General features: G+C 60.4%; 10 protein-coding genes. 5 read left to right on the plus strand and 5 right to left on the minus strand.

Going from position 1 to position 10,534, the window contains the following annotated elements; translation table 11 throughout:
• Positions 1–9 precede the first annotated feature (9 nt).
• A complete protein-coding gene (adh, locus tag A6U87_RS22315) occupies positions 10–1,518 on the minus strand; it encodes an aldehyde dehydrogenase (protein ID WP_065693506.1) in 1,509 nt (502 codons plus the stop codon).
• 146 nt (positions 1,519–1,664) lie between these two features.
• Positions 1,665–2,627 carry a helix-turn-helix domain-containing protein gene (locus A6U87_RS22320; RefSeq protein WP_065693507.1) on the minus strand — a complete coding sequence of 321 codons (963 nt, stop codon included), beginning with the start codon at positions 2,625–2,627 and terminating at the stop codon, positions 1,665–1,667.
• Positions 2,628–2,914: 287 nt separating this feature from the next.
• Here A6U87_RS22320 and A6U87_RS22325 point away from each other — a divergent pair, with 287 nt between their 5' ends.
• Together A6U87_RS22325 and ligD are read left to right on the plus strand one after the other, a co-directional pair.
• Positions 2,915–3,751 (plus strand): Ku protein, encoded by an 837-nt coding sequence (locus A6U87_RS22325; protein ID WP_065693508.1) that lies wholly within the window; start codon positions 2,915–2,917, stop codon positions 3,749–3,751.
• Between the two features lie 2 nt (positions 3,752–3,753).
• Positions 3,754–6,267, plus strand: a complete 2,514-nt coding sequence (ligD, locus tag A6U87_RS22330; RefSeq protein ID WP_065693509.1) for a DNA ligase D — start codon at positions 3,754–3,756, stop codon at positions 6,265–6,267.
• 12 nt (positions 6,268–6,279) lie between these two features.
• Here ligD and A6U87_RS22335 read toward each other — a convergent pair whose 3' ends face one another.
• Positions 6,280–7,083: a Ku protein gene (locus A6U87_RS22335; protein WP_065693510.1), complete on the minus strand. Its 804-nt coding sequence runs from the start codon at positions 7,081–7,083 to the stop codon at positions 6,280–6,282.
• Positions 7,084–7,208: 125 nt separating this feature from the next.
• Positions 7,209–7,988 carry a FadR/GntR family transcriptional regulator gene (locus A6U87_RS22340; protein WP_083199645.1) on the minus strand — a complete coding sequence of 260 codons (780 nt, stop codon included), beginning with the start codon at positions 7,986–7,988 and terminating at the stop codon, positions 7,209–7,211.
• Between the two features lie 286 nt (positions 7,989–8,274).
• Between A6U87_RS22340 and kduI the strand changes: the two genes are divergently transcribed.
• Genes kduI through kduD form a run of 3 tightly spaced genes read left to right on the plus strand, consistent with a single transcriptional unit; the run spans position 8,275 to position 10,227 of the window.
• Entirely contained in the window at positions 8,275–9,117 is an 843-nt protein-coding gene (gene kduI / locus A6U87_RS22345; RefSeq protein ID WP_141684031.1) for a 5-dehydro-4-deoxy-D-glucuronate isomerase, read from the plus strand.
• An 11-nt stretch (positions 9,118–9,128) separates the two neighbouring features.
• The gene (locus A6U87_RS22350) at positions 9,129–9,467 is read left to right on the plus strand and encodes a cupin domain-containing protein (protein ID WP_065693513.1); all 339 of its coding nucleotides are present in this window, start codon (positions 9,129–9,131) and stop codon (positions 9,465–9,467) included.
• 7 nt (positions 9,468–9,474) lie between these two features.
• Complete coding sequence (gene kduD, locus A6U87_RS22355; RefSeq protein WP_065693514.1) at positions 9,475–10,227, plus strand: 2-dehydro-3-deoxy-D-gluconate 5-dehydrogenase KduD; 753 nt, start codon at positions 9,475–9,477, stop codon at positions 10,225–10,227.
• A gap of 65 nt (positions 10,228–10,292) precedes the next feature.
• Here kduD and A6U87_RS22360 read toward each other — a convergent pair whose 3' ends face one another.
• Entirely contained in the window at positions 10,293–10,517 is a 225-nt protein-coding gene (locus tag A6U87_RS22360; RefSeq protein WP_065693515.1) for a hypothetical protein, read from the minus strand.
• Positions 10,518–10,534 lie beyond the last annotated feature (17 nt).

Genomic DNA, 10,534 nt, shown 5'->3' on the forward strand with positions numbered 1-10,534 from the left:
GCTTGGCTCTCAGAAAAAGCCGAGCGCCTTCGGGCTGTAGCTCACCAGCATGTTCTTGGTCTGCTGGTAATGGTCGAGCATCATCTTGTGCGTCTCGCGGCCGATGCCCGATTGCTTGTAGCCGCCGAAGGCCGCATGCGCGGGGTAGGCGTGGTAGCAATTGGTCCAGACGCGTCCGGCCTGGATTTCGCGGCCGAAGCGATAGCAACGGTTGGCATCGCGGCTCCATACGCCGGCGCCAAGGCCGTAGAGCGTATCGTTGGCGATTTCGAGCGCTTCCTTCTCGTCCTTGAAGGTCGTCACCGAGACCACCGGCCCGAAGATTTCCTCCTGGAAGATGCGCATCTTGTTGTGACCCTTGAAGATCGTCGGCTTGACGTAGTAGCCGCCCGCGAGCTCGCCGCCCAGATCGTTGCGCGAACCGCCGGCCAGCACCTCGGCGCCTTCCTGCTTGCCGATGTTGAGGTAGGCGAGGATCTTTTCGAGCTGTTCATTGGAAGCCTGGGCGCCGATCATCGTCGCGCTGTCCAGCGGATTGCCCTGCTTGATGGCTTCGACGCGTTTGATGGCCTTTTCCATGAAACGCTCGTAGATCGATTCCTGAACGAGCGCGCGGCTGGGGCATGTGCAGACTTCGCCCTGGTTCAGCGCGAACATCGCAAAGCCTTCGAGTGCCTTGTCGAGGAAATCGTCGTCTTCGGCCATGACGTCGGCGAAGAAGATGTTCGGCGACTTGCCACCGAGTTCCAGCGTTACCGGGATCAGGTTCTGGCTGGCATACTGCATGATCAGCCGTCCTGTTGTCGTTTCACCGGTAAAGGCAATCTTGGCGATCCGCGGGCTGGTGGCGAGCGGCTTGCCGGCTTCGAGGCCAAAGCCGTTGACGATGTTGAGCACGCCGGGCGGCAGCAGGTCGCCGATGAGCTCTGCCCAGACAAGCAGCGAGGCGGGGGTCTGCTCGGCCGGCTTGATGACGACGCAGTTGCCGGCTGCGAGCGCCGGTGCAAGCTTCCAGGCGGCCATGAGGATCGGGAAGTTCCACGGGATGATCTGGCCGACGACGCCAAGCGGTTCATGGAAGTGATAGGCGACGGTGTCGTGATCGATCTCGCCGATCGAACCTTCCTGAGCGCGTATGCAAGAGGCGAAGTAGCGGAAGTGATCGATCGCGAGCGGAATATCGGCCGCCATGGTTTCGCGGATCGGCTTGCCGTTGTCCCAGGTCTCGGCCTGAGCCAGCAGTTCGAGCTTGTCTTCCATCCGCTGGGCGATCTTCATCAGGATGTTGGAGCGCTCGGCGGCCGATGTCCGGCCCCACTTGTCCTTGGCGGCATGGGCGGCATCAAGTGCGGCGTTGATGTCCTTTTCGGTGGAGCGGGGGATCTCGCAGAGCTTGCCGCCGGTGACCGGGGTGATGTTGTCGAAGTACTTGCCTTCGATCGGCTCGCGCCATTCGCCACCGATGAAGTTTCCGTATTTCAGCTTGAACGGAGACTCGACGATTTTCTGATGCAGCATGTCATCCTCCCTTGAGATGAGCCAGGTTCGGACGTGAACCCGTGAGAGGAAATCTGCGCGTCTCTTGCCCGGAGAAACAGGCCCGCCGCCCCATACCGCACCGCACACTGTCGCATGTCTGCGACAGGCCGCGGCCCATCCGGGCATCAGTGAAGATTGAGGCGTTTCATCTTCCGATGAAGCGTTGCGCGGCTTATGCCGAGCGCAGCCGCGGCCTGAGAGACGTTGCCGCCAGCGCGCGAAAGGGCGCGAAGCAAAGCCGCGCGCTCGGCGTCGATCAGATCCTCGTCGTCGGAAAGGCGGGTCTCGTGCAGTGCGTCGGCTGCGGGAATTCCGGCGGCAATGCGCCGGTCATCAAGCTTCAGTGCCAGGCGCGCTGCCCTTGTGGCACCCAGGACCAGATCGTGCCGATCGACAGCGAGAAGGGCCGCAGCAGGGTTCGGGCCACCCTGCGGCACCATCAGGAAACGTGCTCCGGCAAAGGCGCTGCGGAAGAGATTGATCTCGATGCGCATGGCGGCATCCCTGACCATCTGGGTCAGCATCGCCAGTGTCATTTCGTTGACGTCGTCGCGGCAGGTCGAGATGTCGAGCGCCGCCGCCAGCTGGCCGCGATGGTCGCGGATCGGTGCCGTCGTGCAGCTCAGGCTGATGTTCGAAGAGAAGAAATGCTGATCGCGGAAAATCGAGAGGGCGCGTTCGTCCGCGATCGCGGTGCCGATGCCGTTGGTGCCGATGCTCGCTTCGGTCCAGATCGAGCCGGTCCACAGTCCGAGTTCGTGGAAGTGCTTGTCGTCGCCTGCTGCGCCGCGCCGTTCGAGCGCGATGCCGTTGCGGTCGGTGAGCAGCAGGCAGCAGCCCGTCTTGCCGACGGTGGTGAACAGTCGGTCGAGTTCGTCGGAGGCGTTGACGATCAGTTGTTCGGATTCCGCCCTGGCGGTCCTGAATTCGCTTTCGGTCAGGCGAAGTGGTTCGCGCGCGTCTTCGGGCGCGAGCTGGTGCATGGCAATGCAACGGCGCCACGATGCAACGATCGAAGAACTCGCGGCAGCCGAATCCCGCTGTGTGCACGTGTAGACATGCTCCGCATGAGCAGAGTGTTCGTGCATTGGTTCCTCCCACCAAATATTAGGTCAGTCTGACGTAAAGGACGGGCTATTGCAATTCGTTGCAACAGCGTACTGCCAGACGGATATCTCCTTGTCGTCCGGGAACTGTCGCAGAATTGCGACACCGGGGGAGTGTAGCTTCACATCTTTCGCTTCCGCCTATCGCCCTGGCCTTTTTGCATCTCGCCGCAAAACCAGCGCCATGATGGTGATCTCGCGGAACTTTTTCCGATCTGATCAGTTGATTCGGCTGGCTCCTGTCATCGGGGCGACGGTGGAGGGATGCCATGGCAGCACGGGCAATCTGGAAAGGCCATCTGAAGGTCGCGGATCTCACCTGTGCTGTGGGACTTTACACCGCCGTCTCTTCTTCCGATCGTATCTCCTTCAACATCGTCAACCGCAAGACCGGTCATCGCGTGGAGCGACAATTCGTCGACAGCGAGACCGGCAAACCGGTTGAGCGCGAGGATCAGGTCAAGGGCTACCGCCTCGACAGCGGCGACTACATCACCATCGAAGGTGACGAACTTGCTGGCCTTGCGCCAGAGAGCGACAAGTTGATGAACGTCCAGAGCTTTGTTCCCTTTGACGGGATCAACAAGCTCTACTTCGACAAATCCTACCATCTTGCGCCTGTCAGCGACGACGACGAGGACGCGCTGGCCTTGATTGCACGGGCAATGCGCGATCGGAAAGTCGCTGCGATCGGGGAGGCGGTGCTTTTTCGCAAGAACCGGACCGTGCTGATCCGGCCGCAAGACGACCATGTGATCGCGACGATGTTGAACTACGACTATGAAGTCCGGAACGCGGAAACTGTGTTCAAGGACATCCCCGAGATGAAGTTCGACAAGGAAATGCTCGAACTCGCGGGCCATATCATCGGAACGAAGAAAGGCGCCTTCAATCCGCAGGAGTACGAGGATCGATACGAGGTGGCGTTGTCGGAACTCGTCAAGGCGAAGGTCGAGGGGCGGCCGCTGCCGCAGAAGCAGCCCAAGCCGGAAGGCAAGGTCATCAATCTCATGGAAGCCCTGCGCCAGAGTGCAAAGGTCAGCGCCAAGCCGGCCGCCGGCAAGGCACGCAAGAACGCTGCTAGCGATCAGCCAAAGGCAAGCTGACGATGGGGCTCGAGACCTACCAGGCCAAGCGCAACTTCAAGGTCACCTCCGAGCCCCGCGGCGACAAGCGCCCTGCAAGGACAGCCGGCAGCAATGCGCTGAGTTTCGTCATTCAGAAACATGATGCGACACGGCTGCACTATGATTTTCGCCTCGAGCTCGACGGTGTGCTGAAAAGCTGGGCCGTCACGCGCGGGCCGAGCCTCAATCCTGACGAAAAGCGGCTTGCGGTGCATGTCGAGGATCATCCGCTTGCCTATGGGGACTTCGAGGGAATTATCCCGAAGGGTCAATATGGTGGCGGCACGGTGATCGTTTGGGATCGTGGCACGTGGAGCCCGCATGGCGATGCGCATAAGGCCTACAAGAAGGGGCACATGGAATTCGACCTCGACGGCGAGAAGCTGAAGGGGCGCTGGCACCTTGTTCGGATGCACGGGAAGCCGGGTGAAAAGCAGGAGAACTGGCTGCTGATCAAGGCGGAAGACGAGGAGGCGCGGCAGAAGGGTGACATTCTCAAGCAGCGCCCGGAATCTGCAAAGACCGGTCGAAAGATCGAGGATGTGGCGCGGCATCCGGATGCGACCTGGAACTCGCGGCCACGCGGGAATGCCAAGGCTGAAACGCTCAAGGCTCAGCGATCTACCCGGCCGGTGCGTCATGCGTGGCCGAAGGGTGCCGAGAAGGCGGCGATGCCGGTGTTCATCGAACCACAGCTCGCCAAACTGAAACCCAAACCGCCCGCCGGCGACGAGTGGATCCACGAGATCAAGTTCGATGGATACCGGCTGCAGGTTCGGATCGAAGGCGGCAAGGTTGCGTTGCTGACGCGAACCGGCTTGGACTGGACGGAGCGTTTCGGCCAGGAAATAGCCACGGTTTTTGAAGGACTTCCTATCCGTTCGGCGGTGATCGATGGTGAGATCGTCGTCGAACGCGAGACTGGCGCTTCCGATTTTTCAGCACTCCAGAGCGACCTTAGCGAGGGGAGACAGGATCGCTTCGCGTTCTATGCGTTCGATCTTCTCTACCTCGACGGCTACGATCTCAGAAAGTCGAAGCTCACCGACCGCAAGGCGCTGCTCGAGACCATCCTCTCGGACGCAGACCCGCGACTTCGCTTCAGTGTCCATTTCACCGAGAAGGGCGGGCTCGTGCTGGAGCACGCCCGCCTGCTCGGGCTGGAGGGCATAATCTCCAAACTGGGAGACAGCGAATATACGTCTGGCCGCAGCGGCGATTGGGTCAAGTCAAAATGCTCGAAACGGCAGGAGTTCGTCATTGGTGGCTATGTGCCGTCGACGGCGATGAAGCATGCCATCGGGTCGCTGGCCATGGGGCACTACAAGAACGGGGTGTTCAAATATGCCGGCAGGGTGGGGACCGGTTACACCGTGACCGTCGCACAATCGCTCTATGAACAACTGTCGGCCCTGGAGCGCAACGACAGTCCCTTCGGCGAGCCGCTGACGGCGGAAGAGCGGCGCAATCTGGTCTATGTTGAACCACGGCTTGTCGCCGAGGTCGAATTCCAGGCATGGTCACGCGACGAAAACCTGCGCCATGCGGCGTTTCGCGGTTTGCGCGAGGACAAACCCGCCGAGGATGTGATGAAGGAAACAGGAAAGACGATCACGGTGGACCTGCCGCATTCAGGTGTCACGCTGACCCATCCAGACCGCATCTATTGGCCGGAACAAGGTGTCACCAAGCAGGGACTTGCCGATTACTATGCCAGGGTCTGGCGGTTTATCCAGCCCTTCGTGGTCAATCGTCCCCTGTCTCTCTTGCGGTGCCCCGACGGCGTCGCGGGCCATCAGCGGTTCTTCCAGAAACACGCCTGGAAGGGGATGAACCCCCATATCGAGCAGGTTGCCGACCCGAAGGACAAGGGTGGCGACAAACTACTCCGCATCAGCGACTTCGACGGCATGATCGCGCTCGTACAATCGGCCGTGCTGGAGGTGCATCCGTGGGGCGCGACGACGGGAAGCTGGGAAAAGCCGGACATGGTCACCATGGATCTCGACCCTGCCGATGACGTCTCGTGGCAGGAGGTGATGGTGGCGGCGAGGGAGCTTAAAGACCGTATCGAAGCGATGGGTCTTGCGGCTTTCGTCAAGACCTCTGGAGGCAAGGGTCTCCATGTGGTGACACCATTGAAGCCCAAGGCTGGCTGGGGCGAAGTGAAAGCGTTTGCCAAGGCGCTGGCTGACGGAATGTCGAGCGATCAGCCGGACAAATATCTGGCGACCGCAACCAAGGCGAAACGCGACGGCAAGATCTTCATCGACTATTTGCGAAACGGACGTGGCAATACGGCGGTGGCAGCCTATTCGACGCGTGCGCGTCCTGGCGCCGCGGTATCGATGCCGCTTGGCTGGGACGAGCTGACTGAAGAGATTGGTCCTGCCTACTTCACGATCGACAATGCGCCGATCCGTCTCGATGCCTTGCGTCACGATCCCTGGGCGGATTTCTTCGCGGCGGCAGTGCCGCTGGCGAAGCGAAAATAGCAGCTTGGCCGGTCAATGCTTTGGCCGGCTTGTTTCCTTGGCGAGGCTTTTTTTCAGCGCGTCCATCATGTTGACGATGTTGCCGGTCGGTTTCACGGTCGGCCGCTTTGAACCCGCGGCCGTCTTGACCAGCGACTTCTGCTTGGCGCGGATCATTGCTTTCAGGCGCTTTTGCACCGGGTCCTGCACCATCGAAGGCTTCCAGTCCTCGGTCCTGTCTTGGACGAGCTTGTTCATGAGGGAAAGCACGGTGCCGTCGACCTTCTCTTCGCTGGCCAGGGGAGCGATGGGCGCTCGCACCTCGTCGCCGAAGTGAAGTGTCCAGAGGATAATTCCCTTGCCCTGTGGTTCGAGCAGGACCGCGCGCTCGCGCCGATAGAGAACGAGGCGGGCGATGCCGACGACGCCATTTGCCTGCATCGCTTCGCGGATCACGCAGAACGCTTCCGTCCCGACCTTGTCCTCGGGCACGAGAAAATGCGGCTTGTCGTGCCAGATCCAGTCGATCGAACCGCGCGGAACGAACGTGTCGATATCGATCGTGCGCGTGCTTTCCAGGCCGACTTCGTTGATCTCGGCGTCTTCGAGAATGACATAGTCGTCCTCGCCGCGCGGGTATCCTTTGACCTGGTCCTTGTCGGAGATCGGCTTATGAGTGACGCTATCCACATACCGGCTCTCAACGCGGTTGTTCGTCTTCCTGTTCAGAACATGGAAGCGCAACTGGTTGCTGTCGGTGGTCGCCGGTGTCAGCGACACCGAGGCGGTGACCAGCGAGAGCTTGAGGTATCCTTTCCAGTAAGTCTGACGTGCCATTTGCGCCCTGGCGCCTTGCGCGCCATCTCCCAAGCCGTAGTCCGGCGATTTCGCATTAACGACGCTGCACGCGAATTGGTTCCCGAAGGGCTGCAAGAAGGCGGAAATGGGCGACCGTTGACGCCCTAGGTCTCGCCCGTGTCGCTCTGATAGCGCGCACGCCGCTCGCGTAGCCGTTCACGATATCGTTCCTGACTCAAAGACAGGTGGGTGCGCATGGCATCGCGCGCCGCCTCCGGGTCGCCGGCGGAGATCGCGTTCAGGATCGCGAGATGCTCCTTCTGCAGCCCTGCCTGATAGCTGAAGGAAAGCACCTCTTCGGTGGAATGGGGAGAGGTGACGTCGCAGGGGATCGTGCGTGTGCCGAGCGCATCCAGAACCTCGACGTAGAAGGGATTATTCGTCGCCTCCGCGATCGACCGGTGGAACGAAAAGTCCGCCGTTCCGGTCGGCTGGCCAAGTTTCAGGAGGCGATCGAACTCGAAGAAGCTCTCCTGGATCCGCGCTTCCTGCGATGAGCTTCGACGGGCCGCGGCGAGGGCGGCACTCTCCATCTCAAGGGCAATGCGCACTTCCAGCACGTTCAGTGCGTGAGAGATGTTGCTCGAGGTGTCCTGCTTGATCAGCGGGGGCGCTGCCGCCGCCCGCTGCAGGTGCTCTATCACGAAGATGCCTGCGCCCTGACGCGTTTCCACCAGCCCGTCCGAGACCAATGCTGCAACGGCTTCGCGAATGACGGTGCGGCTGACGTCGAAGGTTTCGGCGAGTTGCGTTTCGGTCGGCAGCTTCTTGCCGATCGAGACTTGCCCGGAAAGGAAATCCTGCCGCAGCGACATGCCAATTCGCTCCGACAGCTTTTGTCGTCGGGACGTATTGAGATCGGGTGCTGGAGGCACGGTGTTCAGGGCGTCACTTCCTTCTTGGTTGCTGATTATGAGAGCATCCGCTCGCGCAGTTGTCTCGATATGGGTAATGGATGGTGGGCTATTCTGTCAATAAATATACAAATCTCATCTTTATTCCAAAGGTGCGTTCTCTCTCAAGGGGAAAGAGAAAAAGTGTTTAAATATAATAACTTGATCTGATATATGTCGGCGCTTTCGGGCGCCTTGTGGAAAACGTTCGGGCGATATGTTGTCTAACATGCATCGATATGTATGATGAGTTCAATAACAAATTATGGGAGGTGTCATGAGCCACACCGATTACACCAATCGCTTCGCGATCGATCCGAAAACCGCCGCTCGTTTCGGCACGCAGGAGCTTCGCGACAATTTTCTGCTGCCGCCGCTGTTCGTGCCGGGGCGCATCCAGCTTCATTATACGAACTATGACCGCATGATCGTCGGTGGCGCCATGCCGACATCCAGCCCGCTGGCGTTGGAAACGATCAAGCCCGCGGGAACAGACACGCTGCTGGGGCGGCGCGAACTGATCGCGGTGAATATCGGCGGTGCCGGCATCGTCGCCGTCGACGGCGAGCGGTTTTCGGCCGGGACGCGTGACATGGTCTATGCCGGGCTCGGCTCGTCCGTGACGTTCGAGTCGGTCTCTTCCGAGCAGCCAGCGAAGTTCTATTTGTTGAGCGCGCCTGCGCATTCGCGCTACCCGGCAAAGCATATCGGCATCAACGATGCCCGGCGTCTTGACGTGGGATCGCAGGCCACCAGCAACGAGCGCTCCATATTCCAGTTCATTCACCCGGATGGCGCAAGGACCTGCCAGCTCGTCGTCGGCATGACGACGCTCGCGGAGGGCTCCGTCTGGAACACGATGCCTTGCCATGTTCACGACCGGCGAATGGAGGCCTATCTCTATTTCGACCTGCCGGAGAACGCGCGCGTCATCCACCTGATGGGCGAGCCGAACGAGACGCGGCATCTCATCGTCAAGAATGAGGAAGCCATCCTCTCACCGGGATGGTCGATTCACTCCGGCGCCGGCACGTCCAGCTATACGTTCATCTGGGCGATGGCCGGCGACAATGTCGACTATACCGACGTCGATCTCGTCGCGATTGAAGATTTGAAGTGAGGATAAACGACATGCCATCAAGCGATCTTTTCGTCTCTGCCAATGCCGCAGGGTGGACCAGCCCCGAGCCAGGCGTAACCCGTCGCATCATGACTTATCTGCCCGAGATGATGATGGTCGACGTCGTCTTCGAAAAGGGCGCCATCGGTGCTCCGCATTCGCACCCGCATATCCAGGCAAGCTATGTTGCCGAGGGACGTTTCGAGGTGACAATCGACGGCAGGACGGAAACGCTGGAGCAGGGCGGAAGCTTCATCGTGCCGCCGGACCTTGTTCATGGTGTCAAGGCGCTGGAAAAGGGCAGGCTGATCGACACGTTCACGCCGCATCGGGCCGAATTCCTGAGGTGAGCCACAAATGACCCTCTTCGATCTTTCCGGCCGCGTTGCCGTCGTCACGGGAGCCAATACCGGCATCGGCCAGGCGATTGCGATCGCGTTGGCGACGGCCGGCGCCTCGATCGTCGCTGTCGGGCGCTCCTCGATGGAGGAGACGCAGTCGGCTGTTCGCGCGGCGGGCGCGGGCTTTCATGTCATCAAGGCTGATCTCGGCACGATCGAACCTGTCAAAGCCATCGTCGCGGAGACAATCGCGATGTTCGGCGCGCTCGATATCCTGGTCAACAATGCCGGGATCATCCGCCGTGCTGACGCGATCGACTTTACCGAAGCCGATTGGGATGCCGTGATGGATGTCAACCTGAAGACGGCGTTCTTCCTGTCGCAGGCGGCCGCCCGGCACATGCTCACGCGCGGCAGCGGCAAGATCATCAACATCGCGTCGCTTCTCTCGTTTCAGGGCGGTATCCGCATCCCGTCCTATACCGCGTCGAAGAGCGGACTTGCCGGACTGACTCGGCTTCTGGCTTGCGAGTGGGCCGGCAAGGGGGTCAACGTCAACGCTATCGCGCCGGGCTATTTTGTCACCAACAACACGGCTGCCCTGCGCGAGGATCCCGAACGAAGCGCCGGTATTCTCGCGCGCATTCCAGCCGGGCGATGGGGAAAGCCCTCGGAACTTGGTGGTGCCGCCGTTTTCCTGGCATCCCATGCATCAGACTATGTTCATGGGACGGTTCTGCCGGTGGATGGCGGCTGGCTGGCGCGTTGACCTAGTCGCAGTTTATAGGCTTGGTCGCAGCGCGGCCATGAACCTGAAAGCCCTCATATGCGTGTCTAAAGCCAGCGGAATGATGCGTTGCCGCGCTTATCGACCTGCTGCAGTTCGATGGATGCGGACCTGCCGCTCGCGGCATCCGAAAGCCGCAGGCGCGACTTGCCGGCAACCAGGGCAAGGAAGCGCGGACAGCCGCGAATTTTCCCGCCGCCTTCTTCCTCAGTGAATATGCAGGTCCCCGAAAGGGCCGTTCCGTATACTGCTACTCGTCCAGTCTTAGGCATGTGTGGTTCCCGTCACT

The sequence above is a fragment of the Rhizobium sp. AC44/96 genome (assembly GCF_001692185.1).
Classification (GTDB): Bacteria; Pseudomonadota; Alphaproteobacteria; order Rhizobiales; family Rhizobiaceae; genus Rhizobium.

Bases quoted from the DNA above. Each gene is read 5' to 3' on its own strand.
- A6U87_RS22325 (WP_065693508.1), top strand. From the start codon at position 2,915: ATGGCAGCACGGGCAATCTGGAAAGGCCATCTGAAGGTCGCGGATCTC.
- kduI (WP_141684031.1), top strand. From the start codon at position 8,275: ATGAGCCACACCGATTACACCAATCGCTTCGCGATCGATCCGAAAACC.
- kduD (WP_065693514.1), top strand. From the start codon at position 9,475: ATGACCCTCTTCGATCTTTCCGGCCGCGTTGCCGTCGTCACGGGAGCC.
- ligD (WP_065693509.1), top strand. From the start codon at position 3,754: ATGGGGCTCGAGACCTACCAGGCCAAGCGCAACTTCAAGGTCACCTCC.
- A6U87_RS22335 (WP_065693510.1), bottom strand. From the start codon at position 7,083: ATGGCACGTCAGACTTACTGGAAAGGATACCTCAAGCTCTCGCTGGTC.
- A6U87_RS22350 (WP_065693513.1), top strand. From the start codon at position 9,129: ATGCCATCAAGCGATCTTTTCGTCTCTGCCAATGCCGCAGGGTGGACC.
- A6U87_RS22320 (WP_065693507.1), bottom strand. From the start codon at position 2,627: ATGCACGAACACTCTGCTCATGCGGAGCATGTCTACACGTGCACACAG.
- adh (WP_065693506.1), bottom strand. From the start codon at position 1,518: ATGCTGCATCAGAAAATCGTCGAGTCTCCGTTCAAGCTGAAATACGGA.
- A6U87_RS22360 (WP_065693515.1), bottom strand. From the start codon at position 10,517: ATGCCTAAGACTGGACGAGTAGCAGTATACGGAACGGCCCTTTCGGGG.